The organism is Pseudomonas sp. WSY_20 (genome assembly GCF_043104335.1).
In the GTDB taxonomy this organism is placed as follows: Bacteria; Pseudomonadota; Gammaproteobacteria; order Pseudomonadales; family Pseudomonadaceae; genus Aquipseudomonas; species Aquipseudomonas parafulva_B.
In genome coordinates this window covers 119,473-136,279 of sequence record NZ_JBICKP010000022.1, presented here as the reverse complement: position 1 = coordinate 136,279, position 16,807 = coordinate 119,473, and the positions used below count along the sequence as shown (strand labels likewise).

General features: G+C 58.2%; 13 protein-coding genes. 9 read left to right on the top strand and 4 right to left on the bottom strand.

Going from position 1 to position 16,807, the window contains the following annotated elements; translation table 11 throughout:
* The first annotated feature begins 137 nt into the window (after nucleotides 1-137).
* Together ACF8E5_RS07270 and ACF8E5_RS07265 are read left to right on the top strand one after the other, a co-directional pair.
* Complete coding sequence (locus tag ACF8E5_RS07270; RefSeq protein ID WP_100852392.1) at nucleotides 138-368, top strand: hypothetical protein; 231 nt, start codon at nucleotides 138-140, stop codon at nucleotides 366-368.
* Nucleotides 365-667 carry a cell division protein ZapA gene (locus tag ACF8E5_RS07265; RefSeq protein WP_196185548.1) on the top strand — a complete coding sequence of 101 codons (303 nt, stop codon included), beginning with the start codon at nucleotides 365-367 and terminating at the stop codon, nucleotides 665-667. The genes ACF8E5_RS07270 and ACF8E5_RS07265 overlap by 4 nt, the downstream gene beginning before the upstream one ends.
* Nucleotides 668-777: 110 nt before the next feature.
* Here ACF8E5_RS07265 and ACF8E5_RS07260 read toward each other — a convergent pair whose 3' ends face one another.
* Nucleotides 778-1,818 carry a low specificity L-threonine aldolase gene (locus ACF8E5_RS07260; RefSeq protein ID WP_078479259.1) on the bottom strand — a complete coding sequence of 347 codons (1,041 nt, stop codon included), beginning with the start codon at nucleotides 1,816-1,818 and terminating at the stop codon, nucleotides 778-780.
* A gap of 382 nt (nucleotides 1,819-2,200) precedes the next feature.
* Here ACF8E5_RS07260 and ACF8E5_RS07255 point away from each other — a divergent pair, with 382 nt between their 5' ends.
* From ACF8E5_RS07255 to purU, 6 genes are all read left to right on the top strand, one after another.
* Nucleotides 2,201-3,454 (top strand): serine hydroxymethyltransferase, encoded by a 1,254-nt coding sequence (locus tag ACF8E5_RS07255; protein ID WP_058602972.1) that lies wholly within the window; start codon nucleotides 2,201-2,203, stop codon nucleotides 3,452-3,454.
* 15 nt (nucleotides 3,455-3,469) lie between these two features.
* Nucleotides 3,470-4,720 (top strand): sarcosine oxidase subunit beta family protein, encoded by a 1,251-nt coding sequence (locus ACF8E5_RS07250; protein ID WP_023532460.1) that lies wholly within the window; start codon nucleotides 3,470-3,472, stop codon nucleotides 4,718-4,720.
* A gap of 14 nt (nucleotides 4,721-4,734) precedes the next feature.
* Nucleotides 4,735-5,070 carry a sarcosine oxidase subunit delta gene (locus tag ACF8E5_RS07245; protein WP_027913567.1) on the top strand — a complete coding sequence of 112 codons (336 nt, stop codon included), beginning with the start codon at nucleotides 4,735-4,737 and terminating at the stop codon, nucleotides 5,068-5,070.
* Nucleotides 5,067-8,084: a sarcosine oxidase subunit alpha gene (locus ACF8E5_RS07240; protein WP_058638085.1), complete on the top strand. Its 3,018-nt coding sequence runs from the start codon at nucleotides 5,067-5,069 to the stop codon at nucleotides 8,082-8,084. The genes ACF8E5_RS07245 and ACF8E5_RS07240 overlap by 4 nt, the downstream gene beginning before the upstream one ends.
* A gap of 155 nt (nucleotides 8,085-8,239) precedes the next feature.
* Complete coding sequence (locus ACF8E5_RS07235) at nucleotides 8,240-8,872, top strand: sarcosine oxidase subunit gamma (protein WP_058638084.1); 633 nt, start codon at nucleotides 8,240-8,242, stop codon at nucleotides 8,870-8,872.
* Between the two features lie 11 nt (nucleotides 8,873-8,883).
* Nucleotides 8,884-9,741 carry a formyltetrahydrofolate deformylase gene (purU, locus tag ACF8E5_RS07230; RefSeq protein ID WP_058638083.1) on the top strand — a complete coding sequence of 286 codons (858 nt, stop codon included), beginning with the start codon at nucleotides 8,884-8,886 and terminating at the stop codon, nucleotides 9,739-9,741.
* A 63-nt stretch (nucleotides 9,742-9,804) separates the two neighbouring features.
* On the opposite strand, the gene ACF8E5_RS07225 is transcribed toward purU, so the two are convergent.
* On the bottom strand, nucleotides 9,805-10,767 hold the full coding sequence (locus tag ACF8E5_RS07225) for an RHS repeat-associated core domain-containing protein (RefSeq protein ID WP_392475082.1): 963 nt from the start codon (nucleotides 10,765-10,767) through the stop codon (nucleotides 9,805-9,807).
* Nucleotides 10,768-11,201: 434 nt separating this feature from the next.
* Here ACF8E5_RS07225 and fdhA point away from each other — a divergent pair, with 434 nt between their 5' ends.
* Nucleotides 11,202-12,401: a formaldehyde dehydrogenase, glutathione-independent gene (fdhA, locus tag ACF8E5_RS07220; RefSeq protein ID WP_023532721.1), complete on the top strand. Its 1,200-nt coding sequence runs from the start codon at nucleotides 11,202-11,204 to the stop codon at nucleotides 12,399-12,401.
* Nucleotides 12,402-13,671: 1,270 nt separating this feature from the next.
* Here fdhA and ACF8E5_RS07215 read toward each other — a convergent pair.
* Together ACF8E5_RS07215 and ACF8E5_RS07210 are read right to left on the bottom strand one after the other, a co-directional pair.
* Nucleotides 13,672-14,595, bottom strand: a complete 924-nt coding sequence (locus tag ACF8E5_RS07215; RefSeq protein ID WP_325942454.1) for an RHS repeat-associated core domain-containing protein — start codon at nucleotides 14,593-14,595, stop codon at nucleotides 13,672-13,674.
* Nucleotides 14,596-14,895: 300 nt separating this feature from the next.
* Nucleotides 14,896-15,675 carry an RHS repeat-associated core domain-containing protein gene (locus ACF8E5_RS07210; protein ID WP_392475081.1) on the bottom strand — a complete coding sequence of 260 codons (780 nt, stop codon included), beginning with the start codon at nucleotides 15,673-15,675 and terminating at the stop codon, nucleotides 14,896-14,898.
* Between the last annotated feature and the right edge of the window lie 1,132 nt (nucleotides 15,676-16,807).

Genomic DNA, 16,807 nt, shown 5'->3' with positions numbered 1-16,807 from the left:
GTTGACTCAGGTCGGAACAAGAGGGGGGTTACCCTGTCAATGTGCGGGGTAGAAACCTTGTGAATCCGATATTTAATGGCGATGGGCAACGGTTTTCTTTATCGTGTGCGCCCCTCGCAACAACCTGAGATAGACCCATGCTTGAAGCTTCCCTCAATCAACTCGAGCAACTGGTCAGCGACCTGATGCAAAAGAACGCTCAACTCACCGAGCAGAACAACGCACTCGGTCAGCAACTGGCCCAGGCAAACGAAGAGAACGAAACCCTGCAGCTGTCCTTGATGGAGCAGGAAGAAAAGAACGGCGCCACCGCTGCCCGTATCCAGGCGTTGGTCGAGCGTGCCAGCGCGGGTGTCGTCAACGCATGAACCTGCAAGCGCAGCCGATCAATGTCGTGTCGATTCTTGGCAACGACTATTCGATCAAGGCGCCCGAAGGCCAGGAAGAAACCTTGGCGCACGCGGTGCGTATGTTGAACACGGCCCTGGCCGAGACCAAGCGTTCGTATCCGACGTTGATCGGCGACAAGCTGCTGGTGCTGGCAGCCTTGAACCTGTGTTCGAAGCAGGTAGAACTGCAGAAGGAGCATCAGCAGACGCTTGCACGGACCCAGGCGCAGATCGACGCCACCGTTGACGCGATCGTTCGGACCATGGCCGAGCAGTGACAGGTCGTTGGCCAAGCCAAGTGGGGAGCGGCTAACCTCGCCCCCACGCTTCACGGTTTCCCCCAGTTGCTCGATGACTGAGTTTCAGGTGAAGCCGACTGGCAGAAGTATCAAGTGCCGGCGATGGCCCGGATGTCTGCCGCCAGCTCGCGCACACGTTCTTCTTCAGTGTCCCAGGAACACATGAACCGCGCACCGCCGCTGCCGATGAAGGTATAGAAGCGCCAGCCCTTGCCTCGCAAGGCCTCGATCACCGGTTCGGGCATTTGCAGGAACACCCCGTTGGCTTCCACTGGGAACATCAGCTCGATGCCTGGCAAATCACTCACCAGTGATGCCAATAATTGGGCGCAGTGGTTGGCATGCTTGCCGTGCCGCATCCAGGCGCCGTCTTCGAGTATCCCGACCCAAGGCGCAGACAGAAACCGCATCTTCGAAGCCAATTGCCCGGCTTGCTTGCAACGGTAGTCGAAGTCTTCGGCCAACTGCCGGTTGAAGAACAGGATGGCTTCCCCGACGGCCATGCCGTTCTTGGTGCCGCCAAAACACAATACGTCGACGCCGGCTTTCCAGGTCAGTTCGGCCGGGCTGCAGCCCAGGAAAGCGCAAGCATTGGTAAAGCGCGCGCCGTCCATGTGCAAGTTAAGGCCCAATTCCTTACAGGTGGCGCTGATCGCCTTGAGTTCGTCGGGGCGGTAGACGGTGCCGACTTCCGTGGCTTGCGTGAGCGTGACCACGCGGGGCTTTGGATAGTGAATGTCCTGGCGCTTGAGCGCCACTTCGCGGATCGACTCGGGGGTGAGCTTGCCGTTGGTACTTGGGGCGGTAAGCAGCTTAGAGCCATTGGAGAAAAATTCCGGGGCGCCGCACTCGTCTGTTTCGACATGCGCGGTCTCCGAGCAGATCACGCTGTGGTAGCTCTGGCACAGCGAGGCCAGGGCCAGCGAGTTGGCGGCGGTGCCGTTGAAGGCGAAGAACACTTCGCAGTCGGTTTCGAACAAGGCCCGAAAGTATTCCGAGGCGCGCGCCGTCCATTGATCGTCGCCGTAGGCGCGGTCGTGGCCGTGGTTGGCTTTTTCCATCGCAGACCAGGCTTCCGGGCAGATGCCGGAATAGTTGTCGCTGGCGAATTGTTGGCTCTTATCTGTCATGACACTGTCCTGTGAACGACGCAGGACAGCACTCTAAACCATCGATTCAGCGGTTGACTATACAACCCCGATACCCATGCGTTTCAAGCGCACTTGTTCACGGGCTTCGCTGTATCCAGATCCAGGCAGGCTTGCCGAAGCGTCAGGTCAGTGAGCTTGGCCCGATGAAGAAACGGGCCGTGGCCTGGCGGGTGTTCAGGCCAGCGCCCCCCAACGCAAGCCGTACGTGTGGTCAGTGTGATCGGGACGCTGACCAATGTCGTAAACGCGCCATTGCAAGGCGTGCGCAGGCATCTGGCACACCCCGGCCAGCCCTACCATCGCCACAAAGGGTCAAAGTGAACCCTCCGAACAAAAAATGATCGCTGCCGGGAGATACAAGATGTTCAGCAAGCAAGACCAGATTCAAGGTTACGACGATGCACTGCTGGCGGCGATGAGTGCCGAAGAGCAGCGTCAGGAAGACCACATCGAGCTGATCGCCTCGGAGAACTACACGTCCAAGCGCGTGATGCAGGCCCAAGGCAGCGGCCTGACCAACAAATACGCCGAAGGCTACCCAGGCAAGCGCTACTACGGTGGCTGCGAGCATGTCGACAAGGTCGAAGCGCTGGCCATCGAGCGCGCCAAGCAGCTGTTCGGTGCCGACTATGCCAACGTCCAGCCGCACTCCGGCTCCTCGGCCAACAGCGCTGTATACCTGGCGTTGCTGCAGCCCGGCGACACCATTCTAGGCATGAGCCTGGCCCATGGCGGCCACCTGACCCACGGCGCCAAGGTGTCGTCTTCGGGCAAGCTGTACAACGCCGTGCAGTACGGCATCGACACCGATACCGGCCTGATCGACTACGACGAAGTCGAGCGACTGGCGGTCGAGCACAAGCCTAGAATGATCGTCGCGGGCTTCTCGGCCTACTCCAAGACCCTGGATTTCCCGCGTTTTCGCGCCATCGCCGACAAAGTCGGGGCGCTGTTGTTCGTGGACATGGCCCACGTGGCCGGCCTGGTCGCTGCGGGCCTTTACCCGAACCCGATCCCGTTCGCGGACGTGGTGACCACCACCACCCACAAGACCTTGCGCGGCCCGCGTGGCGGCCTGATCCTGGCCAAGTCGAACGAAGAGATCGAGAAGAAACTCAACGCTGCCGTCTTCCCGGGCGCCCAAGGCGGCCCGCTGATGCACGTGATCGCCGGCAAGGCGGTGTGCTTCAAGGAAGCGCTTGAGCCTGAGTTCAAGAGCTACCAGAAGCAGGTCATCGAAAACGCCCAGGCCATGGCGCAGGTGTTCATCGAACGCGGCTATGACGTGGTTTCCGGTGGCACCGACAACCACCTGTTCCTGGTCAGCCTGATTCGCCAGGGCCTGACGGGCAAAGATGCCGACGCTGCCCTGGGCCGCGCGCATATCACCGTCAACAAGAACGCCGTCCCCAACGACCCGCAATCGCCGTTCGTGACCTCGGGCCTGCGCATCGGCACCCCAGCGGTCACCACCCGTGGCTTCAAGGTCGCCCAATGCGTGGCCCTGGCCGGCTGGATCTGCGACGTGCTCGACAACCTCGGTGACGCTGACGTCGAAGCCGATGTGGCCAGCAATGTCGCGGCGCTGTGCGCAGATTTCCCTGTTTACCGCTGAGTGGAGTCCCATACCATGCAACGTTACTCGGGCTTCGGCCTTCTCAAGCACTCCCTCAGCCACCACGAGAACTGGCAGCGCATGTGGCGTACGCCGACACCGAAGAAGGTGTACGACGTGGTCATCGTCGGCGGTGGTGGCCACGGTCTGGCCACGGCCTACTACCTGGCCAAGGAACACGGCATCACCAATGTCGCGGTGATCGAAAAAGGTTACCTGGGCGGCGGCAACACCGCCCGTAACACCACCATCGTGCGCTCCAACTACCTGTGGGACGAGTCGGCCCACCTCTACGAGCACGCCATGAAGCTGTGGGAGGGCCTGTCCCAGGACCTCAACTACAACGTCATGTTTTCCCAGCGCGGTGTGTACAACCTGTGCCATACCCTGCAGGACATGCGTGACTCCGAGCGCCGGGTCAGCGCCAACCGCCTCAACGGCGTCGATGGCGAGCTGCTCAACACCGCCCAGGTCGCGGCCGAGATTCCGTACCTGGACTGCTCCAAGAACACCCGTTACCCAATCCTGGGTGCTACCGTACAGCGCCGTGGCGGCGTTGCCCGTCACGATGCCGTGGCCTGGGGTTACGCCCGTGCCGCCGACGCCCTGGGCGTGGATTTGATCCAGCAGACCGAAGTGACGGGTTTCCGCAAGGAAAATGGCGCGGTCATCGGCGTGGAAACCAACAAGGGCTTCATCGGCGCCAAGCGCGTGGGCGTGGTCACGGCAGGTAACTCCGGCCACATGGCCAAGCTGGCCGGCTTCCGCCTGCCGCTCGAATCGCACCCCTTGCAGGCACTGGTTTCCGAACCGATCAAGCCCATCATCGACAGCGTCATCATGTCCAACGCCGTGCACGGCTACATCAGCCAATCGGACAAAGGTGACCTGGTGATCGGTGCGGGTATCGACAGCTGGGTCGGCTACGGCCAGCGTGGTTCTTATCCGGTGATCGAGCACACCTTGCAGGCCATCGTCGAGATGTTCCCCAACCTCTCGCGTGTGCGCATGAACCGCCAATGGGGCGGCATCGTCGACACCTCGCCGGACGCCTGCCCGATCATCACCAAGACCCCGGTCAAGAACATGTTCTTCAACTGCGGATGGGGTACTGGCGGCTTCAAGGCGACCCCAGGTTCGGGCAACGTCTTCGCCGCGAGCCTGGCCAAGGGCGAGATGCACCCACTGGCCGCGCCGTTCTCCATGGACCGCTTCTACAACGGCGCCCTGATCGACGAACACGGCGCTGCCGCCGTCGCCCACTAACCGGAGACACCGTCATGTTGCATATTTTCTGTCCCCACTGCGGCGAGCTGCGCTCCGAAGAAGAGTTCCACGCCTCTGGCCAGGCGCACATTGCCCGCCCGCTGGACCCAAACGCCTGCTCCGACCAGGAGTGGGGCACGTACATGTTCTACCGTGACAACCCGCGCGGTATCCACCACGAACTGTGGGATCACGTTGCCGGCTGCCGTCAGTATTTCAACGTCACCCGTAACACCGAAACCTACGAGATCCTGGAAACCTACAAGATTGGCGAGAAGCCGCAAGTCAGCGCCCGTGAACACACACCGGCGCGCTCGGCTGCTGTAAACGAACGGGGAGTCAACGTATGAGCCAGACCTATCGCCTCGCCAGCGGCGGCCGTATCGACCGCAGCAAGGTGTTGAACTTCACCTTCAACGGCAAGACTTACCAGGGCTATGCCGGCGACAGCCTGGCAGCGGCCCTGCTGGCCAACGGCGTCGACATCGTTGGCCGCAGCTTCAAATACTCGCGTCCGCGCGGCATCATTGCCGCAGGCACCGAGGAGCCGAACGCCATCTTGCAGATCGGCTCCAGCGAAGCCACCCAGATCCCCAACGTGCGCGCCACCCAGCAAGCCCTGTATTCGGGCCTGGTCGCCACCAGCACCAATGGCTGGCCGAACGTCAACAATGACGTCATGGGTATCCTCGGCAAGGTGGGCGGCAGCATGATGCCGCCGGGCTTCTACTACAAAACTTTCATGTACCCTAAGTCGTTCTGGATGACGTACGAGAAGTACATCCGTAAGGCAGCCGGCCTTGGCCGCGCGCCGCTGCAGAATGATCCGGACAGCTATGACTACATGAACCAGCACTGCGACGTGCTGATCGTCGGTGCAGGGCCTGCGGGCCTGGCGGCGGCCCTTGCCGCTGCGCGCAGCGGTGCTCGCGTGATCCTGGCGGACGAGCAGGAAGAATTCGGTGGCAGCCTGCTGGACACCCGTGAAACCCTCGATGGCAAGCCGGCCGCTGAATGGGTCAGTGGCGTCATCAAGGAGCTCGAAGGCCTGCCGGAAGTGACCTTGCTGCCACGCGCCACGGTCAACGGCTACCACGACCACAACTTCCTGACCATCCATGAGCGCCTCACCGACCACTTGGGCGACCGTGCTCCGCTTGGTCAGGTGCGCCACCGCGTGCACCGTGTACGGGCCAAACGTGTCGTACTGGCCACCGGTGCCCATGAGCGCCCGCTGGTGTACGGCAACAACGACGTGCCGGGCAACATGCTGGCCGGCGCCGTTTCGACCTACGTCCGTCGCTACGGCGTAGCACCTGGCCGCAAGCTGGTGCTGTCGACCAACAACGACCACGCCTACCGTACCGCGCTGGACTGGCACGATGCTGGGCTGCAAGTGGTGGCCATCGCCGATGCGCGCCACAACCCACGTGGCTCGCTGGTCGAAGAAGCGCGCGCCAAGGGTATTCGTATCCTCACTTCCAGTGCCGTCATCGAAGCCAAGGGCAGCAAGCACGTCACCGGCGCTCGTGTGGCGGCCATCGATGTGCAGGCCCACAAGGTCACCAGCCCTGGTGAAACCCTCGAGTGCGATTTGATCGCCACCTCCGGGGGCTATAGCCCTGTAGTTCACCTGGCTTCGCACCTGGGCGGCCGTCCGGTATGGCGTGAAGACATCCTGGGCTTCGTGCCGGGCAATGCCCCGCAAAAGCGCGAGTGCGTTGGCGGCATCAACGGTGTCTACCCGTTGGGCGATGCCATTGCCGACGGCTTCGAAGGCGGCGTGCGTGCAGCCACCGAAGCAGGTTTCAAGGCCAGCGTAGGCACCTTGCCGAAAACCGTTTCGCGCAAGGAAGACGCCACCCTGGCGCTGTTCCAGGTGCCACACGACAAGGGCACCGCCCGTGCGCCGAAGCAGTTCGTCGATCAGCAGAACGACGTCACGGCCGCTGCCATCGAGCTGGCTACCCGTGAAGGCTTCGAGTCGGTCGAGCACGTCAAGCGCTACACCGCGCTGGGTTTCGGTACCGACCAGGGCAAGCTGGGCAACATCAACGGCCTAGCCATTGCGGCGCGTTCGATGGGCATTACCATTCCGGAAATGGGCACCACCATGTTCCGCCCCAACTACACGCCGGTGACGTTCGGCGCGGTGGCGGGCCGTCACTGTGGGCACTTGTTCGAGCCCGTGCGCTTTACGGCCCTGCATGCCTGGCACGTGAAGAACGGCGCCGAGTTCGAGGACGTCGGCCAGTGGAAGCGCCCGTGGTACTTCCCCAAGGCCGGTGAAGACATTCACGCCGCCGTTGCCCGCGAATGCAAGGCCGTGCGTGACAGCGTCGGCTTCCTAGACGCCTCTACCCTGGGCAAGATCGATATTCAGGGCCCGGATTCGCGCGAGTTCCTCAACCGCGTGTACACCAACGCCTGGACCAAGCTCGATGTGGGCAAGGCGCGCTATGGCCTGATGTGCAAGGAAGACGGCATGGTGTTCGACGACGGCGTAACCGCCTGCGTCGGCGACAACCACTTCATCATGACTACCACCACTGGCGGCGCGGCGCGCGTGTTGCAGTGGCTGGAGCTGTACCACCAGACCGAGTGGCCGGACCTGAAGGTGTACTTCACCTCGGTGACCGACCACTGGGCGACCATGACCTTGTCCGGGCCGAACAGCCGCAAGCTGCTCAGCGAGTTGACCGACATCGACATGGACAAGGAAGCCTTCCCGTTCATGACCTGGAAGGAAGGCAACGTCGGCGGTGTGCCGGCCCGTGTCTTCCGTATCTCGTTCACCGGTGAACTGTCGTACGAAATCAACGTGCAGGCCAACTACGCCATGGGCGTGCTGGAGCAGATCGTCGAGGCAGGCAAGAAGTACAACCTGACCCCGTACGGCACCGAGACCATGCACGTGTTGCGTGCCGAGAAGGGCTTCATCATCGTCGGCCAGGACACGGACGGCTCGATGACCCCGGACGACCTGAACATGAGCTGGTGCGTAGGGCGCAACAAGCCGTATTCGTGGATCGGCCTGCGCGGCATGAACCGTGAAGACTGCGTGCGTGAAAACCGCAAGCAGCTGGTTGGCCTGAAACCGATCGACCCGAACCAGTGGCTGCCTGAAGGCGCTCAACTGGTGTTCGATCCGAAGCAGCCCATCCCGATGGACATGGTTGGCCACGTTACCTCCAGCTACGCTGCCAACTCTCTGGGCTACTCGTTCGCCATGGGTGTGGTCAAGGGCGGCCTCAAGCGCATGGGCGAGCGTGTCTACTCGCCTCAGGCCGATGGCAGCGTGATCGAGGCGGAAATCGTGTCTTCGGTGTTCTTCGATCCGAAGGGTGAGCGGCAGAACGTTTGACTCCGGGCTCCATTAGGAGCAGGCCAGGCCTGCTCCTAATGGCGCGATGCAGATGTCAAGGATCGGCGCAGGCTCGCAGGCGATGAGGCCGGCAGAGTTTGCAGGACCGGATGTCTGCATCCCATCGACGAACAAGAATTCTAGGCAGGTATGAAATGAGCGCTATCAACGTCTTCGAGCAAAACCCTGGTGCCTCGGCCAAGGCCGAGTCGCCATTGCACCACGCCGACCTGGCGAGCCTGGTGGGTAAGGGCCGCAAAAATGCCGGCGTGACCTTGCGCGAGCGCAAGTTCCTCGGTCACCTGACCCTGCGTGGCAACGGCCATGATCCCGCCTTTGCCGGTGGCGTCCACAAGGCCCTGGGCCTGGAGTTGCCGGTGGCACTGACCGTCGTTGCCAATGGCGACCTGTCGCTGCAATGGGTCGGCCCTGACGAATGGCTGCTGATCGTTCCGGGTGGGCAGGAAGTGGCGATTGAGCAGAAGTTGCGCGATGCCCTGGAAGGGCAACACATCCAGGTGGTCAACGTCAGCGGTGGGCAGAGCCTGCTGGAACTGCGCGGCCCGAACGTGCGCGAAGTGCTGATGAAATCCACCAGCTATGATGTGCATCCGAACAACTTCCCGGTCGGCAAGGCTGTCGGCACGGTGTTTGCCAAGTCGCAACTGGTGATTCGGCGCACCGCCGAAGACACCTGGGAACTGGTCATCCGCCGCAGCTTCTCCGATTACTGGTGGCTGTGGCTGCAGGACGCATCGGCTGAGTACGGACTGGCCATCGAGGCTTAAGGAGAAACACCATGAGTCGGGCACCGGATACCTGGATTCTCACCGCCGACTGCCCGAGCATGCTCGGTACCGTCGACGTGGTGACGCGTTACCTCTTCGAGCAACGCTGCTACGTGACGGAGCACCATTCCTTCGATGATCGGCTGTCAGGGCGCTTCTTCATTCGCGTGGAGTTTCGCGTGCCTGATGGCTTCGACGAAGACGGGTTGCGTGCAGGCCTTGCCGAGCGCAGCGAGGCGTTTGGCATGGCGTTCGAGCTGACGGCGCCCAACCATCGCCCCAAGGTGGTGATCATGGTCTCCAAGGCCGATCATTGCCTGAACGACCTGCTGTATCGCCAGCGCATCGGTCAACTGGGCATGGACGTGGCGGCGGTGGTTTCCAACCACCCCGACCTCGAGCCTTTGGCACACTGGCACAAGATTCCCTACTACCACTTCGCGCTCGATCCCAAAGACAAGCCTGCGCAGGAGCGCAAGGTGTTGCAGGTGATCGAGGACACGGGCGCAGAGCTGGTCATCCTCGCCCGCTACATGCAGGTGCTCTCGCCTGAACTGTGCCGCCAGCTCGATGGCCGCGCGATCAACATCCACCATTCGCTACTACCGGGTTTCAAGGGCGCCAAGCCTTACCACCAGGCGTACAACAAAGGTGTGAAGATGGTCGGGGCCACGGCGCACTACATCAACAACGACCTGGACGAAGGGCCGATCATCGCCCAGGGCGTGGAGGTGGTGGACCACACCTATTACCCCGAGGACCTGATCGCCAAAGGGCGAGACATCGAGTGCCTGACCTTGGCGCGGGCGGTGGGGTACCACATTGAAAGGCGGGTGTTTCTGAACGCCAATCGGACGGTTGTGCTCTGACCGGTTGTGCTGGCTGTTTGGACATCAGGGCAGTGGATGCCCGTGTGGGAGCCGGCATGCTGGCTATGAGCCATAGAAATTAGATGGATCATGTCGACGGCTGTAAAAAGAGCTTTGGCGAATATCGATAGTGCTCTGAACGAAGTCGGGTATCAGTCCAGATGGAGGACTGGATGATCGACTTTCAGCGGGCGTCGAGTCCCTTGACGAGTTCGCTGAAGATGCAGGGGAGTGGGGCTGCTGCCGGTAGGGGCTTGATGGCCGTGAAGTTTGAATGGGTGTGACCACGGCCGTGGGTTTTGGGTTTATATTTACGTTGAATATAAATGAGTCACTTCGGGGGTCCTCTATCCAGTCAGACCTAGGGCTGGGATTAGGGTTGTCAGAACGTAATACGGCCTGCCGGGGTAAAAGCCCAACGGGTTTCCTTGACGCAAGCGGTTGTGCGGCCGCCACCGTGTTGTTGTTTGTTAAGTTTGACAACCCGGTGGTGGGTGGCGGTGAGTGGCGGGGTCGTCGGGTACTCGCATTAGGAGCACTTACGGACGGCTTGGCGTTCCTCCCTAAGCGTTTCATTTGCCCGCTGGGGTCTATGTAATTGACGGGATCCCCTTCACAGTAACAGTAAGTATTCAAACCGCCCGCCTCGAAAGGGCTCAACCTATCGGGCGTATTGAAGCGCATCCTCACCGGACTGAAACAGCGATGGCCTTGGCCAAGGGCGTAGTCATCTTGCAACGCAATTAATACTTCGCCGTTGAACCCCAGCAGCGTCATGTAGGACGGCAGTTTCGGATCGTACCCGTAAGCTGTGTAGTGGTGTGGTTCGTTCTGACCAGCACAGCCGGCCCGCAGTACGGTCCCGCTCCCCTCGACTGCGAGCAGGCTCGTGCCCAGTTGTCCTGATAATTGTTCGGCTAAGGGTGTGCCTGCGGTGCGAAAAACTGAGCGGTGGTCGCCACTCTGTTGCACTGCGATGAGTCTGTTGGCCTGGTAGAAATAAAGTGAACGGTTCGTTGTCGTCATGATGAACGTCTCTGTGCAACGGATGAGCGCGGTTGACACACGTCCATTCTCAACACCCGCCGTGCCTCTACCACTGGCAAAACTAATAGGTTGCCAAACGGGGCACGGTGAAAAAGTATCCCCCTGCTGTCTCCAGTCACCGCACAGCGGCTTAACACGCCCACCACCCCTACATTTCAATGACACGGGCTGCCCATGGAGGGTGACGCGTTCACCACCGCTGGCTGCATACAAATAAATGTCAGGTAGCGGCTTGGCTGCGACCGCTCACCCTCCAGGCGGTAGGCGCCGCTAACAGGCATACCCCTGTCGCAACCAGTCACTGTGACATCGCCCATCGAGCCCACAATTCCCCCATCCAGTAACACATGCCGCCCATGGATGGCGGCGCGTTCACCACCGCTGCATAAATACAAATAAAGCGAGGTAAGAGCATGTCTGGCAATCGTGGAGTGGTGTATCTCGGCGCGGGCAAGGTCGAGGTGCAGAAAATCGACTACCCGAAAATGCAAGACCCACGCGGCAAGAAGATCGAGCACGGCGTGATCCTCAAGGTGGTTTCCACCAACATCTGCGGTTCCGACCAGCACATGGTCCGAGGCCGTACCACGGCCCAGGTCGGTCTGGTGCTGGGCCACGAAATCACCGGCGAAATTGTCGAGAAGGGCAGTGACGTCGAGCGCATGCAGATCGGCGATCTGGTCTCGGTACCGTTCAACGTCGCCTGTGGTCGCTGCCGCTCCTGCAAGGAAATGCATACGGGCGTCTGCCTGACCGTCAACCCGGCCCGTGCTGGTGGTGCCTACGGTTATGTCGACATGGGTGACTGGACGGGCGGCCAGGCCGAATACGTGCTGGTGCCGTACGCTGACTTCAACCTGTTGAAACTGCCAGAACGCGACAAGGCCATGGAGAAGATCCGTGACCTGACCTGCCTGTCCGATATTCTGCCGACCGGCTACCACGGTGCGGTGACCGCTGGGGTCGGCCCTGGCAGCACCGTCTACGTAGCCGGTGCTGGCCCTGTAGGCCTGGCTGCTGCCGCTTCGGCCCGCCTGCTGGGCGCTGCCTGCGTCATCGTCGGTGACCTGAACCCTGCGCGCCTGGCCCACGCCAAGTCCCAGGGTTTCGAAGTGGTCGACCTGTCCAAGGACACGCCGCTTCACGAACAGATCGTGGACATTCTCGGCGAGCCGGAAGTGGATTGCGCCGTCGATGCCGTAGGCTTCGAAGCTCGCGGTCATGGCCATGAAGGCGCCAAGCACGAGGCGCCGGCAACTGTATTGAACTCGCTGATGCAGGTGACCCGTGTGGCTGGGCAGATCGGTATTCCGGGCCTGTACGTGACCGAAGACCCGGGTGCGGTGGACGCTGCTGCCAAAATCGGTGCACTGAGCATCCGCTTCGGCTTGGGCTGGGCCAAGTCGCACAGCTTCCACACCGGCCAGACTCCGACCATGAAGTACAACCGCCAGCTGATGCAGGCAATCATGTGGGACCGCATCAACATTGCCGAAGTGGTGGGCGTGCAGGTGATTAACCTGGATCAGGCGCCAGAAGGGTATGGCGAGTTTGATGCGGGCGTGCCGAAGAAGTTTGTGATTGACCCGCATAAGATGTGGGGGGCGGCGTAATTAGCGCCGAATAATGGAGGCCCCTCAATTCGAGGGGCTTTCTGCATCAAGGGAACAAGTAAGTTGATCCCAGGCGTATTTATAGCAAGTTAATTTAACCACGCTGATTCGACCGTGGTTCATTCTCCCAGCAGACTGTCGCGACGCAAACGATTTGCGTGTGCATCATACTCCCCGTTAAATCTTATAAGTCGGACAACGTTTCGGATGCCGCCAAGCGCTGCTCTATGAATTGAGCTTAAAGCGTTTATGTCTCGCAGATAGGGATTCAGCTCCAAGCCCAGGCTTTGTCCAAACCTCCTAGGGACACCGGGGAGTACGCCAGACCGGACGGCTTCCATGGTGGCATCTGTATCTGAGATTATTGACATGTACCGCTCGATGACCGGCACGGCATAGCTTCTATTGGATTGGGCAGTCTTTGCAAAGGCGGCGGCATCTTGGAAAGTAAGATTGCTGATGATTGATTCAAATATGTCAGGCTCCCTGATCCTCTTGTAATAGTCTTCTGTGGGAGGAACATATTTGGGTGGGTTTGGATTCAGCGCGCTAGCATGAGAGGTTGTGCGTCTTAGCCTGGATGGCTTGAACACATGAGGCAGGGGCGCCGCGTGGTTCTTATAAGGTTGCAGTGTTTGACCATTTTTCAAGTGGACAAGTGCATGGCCTGTCGGGTTGGTGTAGTTGACGGGGGCATTGCTACAGTAGGCATAACAGATGATCCCCCCCCCCCCCGCCTAAAAGGGCTTAGGTTGTCTGGCGATTGAAAGCGCATCAGTGCAGGCGTATACATGCGGTATTCCAAATCTAGTAGATAGGCGCCGAGCTGTAGCTCAATGAACTCTCCATTGAAGCCTTGTAGTATTCGCTGGCTGGGGAATTTACTGAATATCCGAAAGGCAGATAGGTGTGAGCGTCTAGATCCCGGCCAGAGCGGTCATGCAGAATGATGTTTCTTTGGTCCGTAGCCTAGCAGAAGAGGTGCTCCACTCCTATCGGAATTATGTTCTGCCAGACTATGTTTATCGGACCGAAAGAGGGAGCGTTGACGATGAGCGTCAGTGACTGTGCACAAGGTGCTGTGTTGGTAGAATAGATTAAGCAAGAAAGCCTCCATTGCCCTATGGGTCAACTACTCGTAAGATATTTGAGGCCGGTTGGGGCGTCATTGTTGTGTCTTGAAAAGGCTAAAGCTTTCTTCATGCTCAAATTTTTGTACATTTCTTAGTGTGGCACTAGAGCTGTCTCGAACCTATAAATTTCCGACTGGTCAGTCTTGCCTTACCTTTTTTTGTTGATCAATTGGCATGAATATTTTGGGGCGGTAGTTGAAGGGCACGTCCGGAGAGACACTGATTTGCGCATCGGTGTGATTGCGAGCGTCCTTTTTCAAGATTTGAATTTCAAATTTTCCGGATTTTTTATATTCACTCACGAGGTGAAATACGATGCCATCGAACGCTTTGATTGGACGGCCGGTAAAGTTGGCGAATGTTTGCCCAAAAGAAATCGAATTATTCTCGGCGGTGCTGGCTGAATAACACATGCATAACGTTATTTTTTTGTATTTTTCAGCAAACACGCCATTCTCTTGAAGAAACGCATTAAATTCCGCTGCACCCAGTCTTTCACTGCCCACGAGCGCCTCGCCTGGCCCACCATGAGCCTGGATGGTAAGCGACCTGCTAAAAGGTTTTTTTTTCGCGATTGCCAGTACACCTAGTTTGTTTATCAGCGGTATGCCTGGGGCACGTCCGGAAGGATCGGATTTATTGATGGGGTCGTCTAGCACGTAGCAATAGGGATTGATGCCGCCAATGTCGAATGGGCTAAGGCTGTCAGCCGCCAAGTAACGCAACAGTGCCGGACTGTATAGCCGGTAGCCATTGCCGAGCGGGTAACCTGCCGATATTGGATCGAGCCGTTCACCGTTAAAGGCTACGAGTTGCAGCCCTGATGGCGCAGCGCGGTGGTAGCCGTATGGGGTATACACCTTGAGTTGGTCAGCTGAGTTAACAGCGTGCATGGCTGAGCCGTTTTGATCGGTTGCGAGCAATCCCGTAGGGAGCGTGCTGTTGAGTTCAGCCAGTGGCAGGACTCCGCCACGCAGGAGGACGCTGTGAGTTGCTCCTGAAACGGTATGCAAATGGCTACCAGAGTAGAACAATTGAGTGATATTCATACTCGTTGGCATGGGAGACTTCCCGTCATGATTCACTGAGATGTGACCGATCATGGATCGGATGAGGGGGGAGCCGCTACTGACAAAAATGCTAGGCGCTGTACGAATCCCTAGAACGCCGACCCGCGCCCTTCGGACGGCACGTTCACAACGACGGGCCGAGACCATCATGCAGCCCAGTGTAAAAGCGACCTAGAGCGCCGGCAAGTATCTTTCAAAAGCCTCCACCAGGGAATAATGCACATTCAAATGTTCGGGAATTTGAGCAACCTCCGGTGCGGATGGAGTCATGGCGACGGTAGCAGCGTTCGTTTAATAAAGTAAATCAGTCCGTTGGTTAGGGTTTCTGATGGCTTGGCTGTTTGTAGTATGCCTCCGAGCTGATCTGATGGGTTCGAAAACTACCCGGCTGGAGTAAGCTGATTTACTGCCGGTCAACTTATTGAACGTAGACTCTTTTTCGATGAGTTTGAAATTGGAGTGGAGTGCGGGTGCGCGGATAAAGGGGGCGTTCACAATGTCTTTATAAGCAATGGTTTCGATGTTATAGTCTTTTGTGATTGATTCGGCCAAGTGTGCAGATCTGCAGCCTATGATATGTAAGGGCATTCCTTTCTTGAGTACCTTGGCATTGGTTAATAACGTCATTAATTCTCGATAGTCTACAGTTGTTCTATTGCCAAAGCCCTGCTCTCCAGAATGCGCCATTATCGTTAGAGCCTTCATCTCGGGGTTAACAGGGGAGGGGGCATAGAAGGCTTTGCCCGGGAGATTTTTGACTGGCAATAATGGATATTTGTAAGTTATGCTTTTACTGAATATCGTAAAGTGGCCCGTTGGATCGCTACCGTTAATCGGGTCGTTGAGTGTGAAGCAATAGCAATTCAGGCCCCCTCTGAAAAATGGGCTCTCTGTATCGGGGCTTATGAATCGCATTAATGCCGGGTAATAGCCGCGGGTGCCATTTCCTAAAAGGTAGAGTGTTAAAGACTTATCTATGGGCTCTCCGTTGAACCCTAGGCGTGTCGCGTTCGATGACAACGCTCGCCACTGCCCATAGGCAGTATAAGTACGTGTTTCAATCAACTCCATCTTTCAGACCTCCTGGATATTTGAGAGTACTTGGCGTCCCATGGACTATCAGTATCTTGATTGGTTTATGTCCATCTACTGGTATAAGTGATAGGTGAAGGATCGCTGCCTCAGCACCTGGTTTCATCCTGGCGATTGAGGGGCTAAAACAAAAGTTGCTTGAGCAAAATAAGGTCATCAGAAAGGTCACCAGACAGAGAATTCATGGCCCCGGTTTATACAGGGTTTCACCACGGAGCGCGGCCCCAGAACCTGATCAGGACGATTAAGCCCAGATCGTGTCTCTAGTGTCTGCGGAAACGCACGTCACTGTCGTAACTCCCGGCTACGCCGTCGGTTCCTTTAGGAGCGCTCGTTTCTGACCATCGAGCAGTCAACCAAACTGCCGGACTTCCGCCGCATGCTGTGGGGGCGACCGCCTATAATCGGTATGGTAGCTATAATACAGATTGCGTAATGTACTGTATCGGAACTCCAGCATTTTCAATGCGCTCAAGATTGTCTAGCGATACTGACTCCTGCCGGATCGCTTTATATTCAAGATATGACCTTGCTCGATGAAGCTTAGTGGTTGTTGTACTGTAGATTGTAACCAATCCTCGATAACCCTCTGTCAATTTTTGACGTGAAGGTATGGGTAACAAGGTTGGGCCGCGAATGGGGGCTGTGTCATGTCTGGCTCAAGCTTTATAGGTTTCATCTCAGTATAGAGCTTTGCAGATCTCATGCGAACCTCCTCGTCGTAATGGTGGAATTTAACCCAGTCGGCTGTTTGAACCTGTCTGCGTGGCGTACCCGTTTCAGCAAACATAGATACGGAGGTCGAGGTTCTTTTCAGGATGCTTCTTGGGCGTCCCGCCACACTTCTAAAATTGCCCGTTGGGTCTGAATAGTTGATAGGGTCTCCAGAACAATAACTGTACATATTGATACCCCCCCGTCATCAAATGGGCTTAAGCTGTCCGATGCATTGAAGCGCATCAGCATGGGACTGTATGATCGAAAGCCCTGCCCTAGCATGTGTAAGCTACTGAGTAGGTCGCACCGCTCTCCGTTGAGCCCAAGGATGGCGAGCTGGTGAGATTGACTGTTGTACTCGTAAGCGCTGTAGGCCGTTGTCACCGTGTAGGCT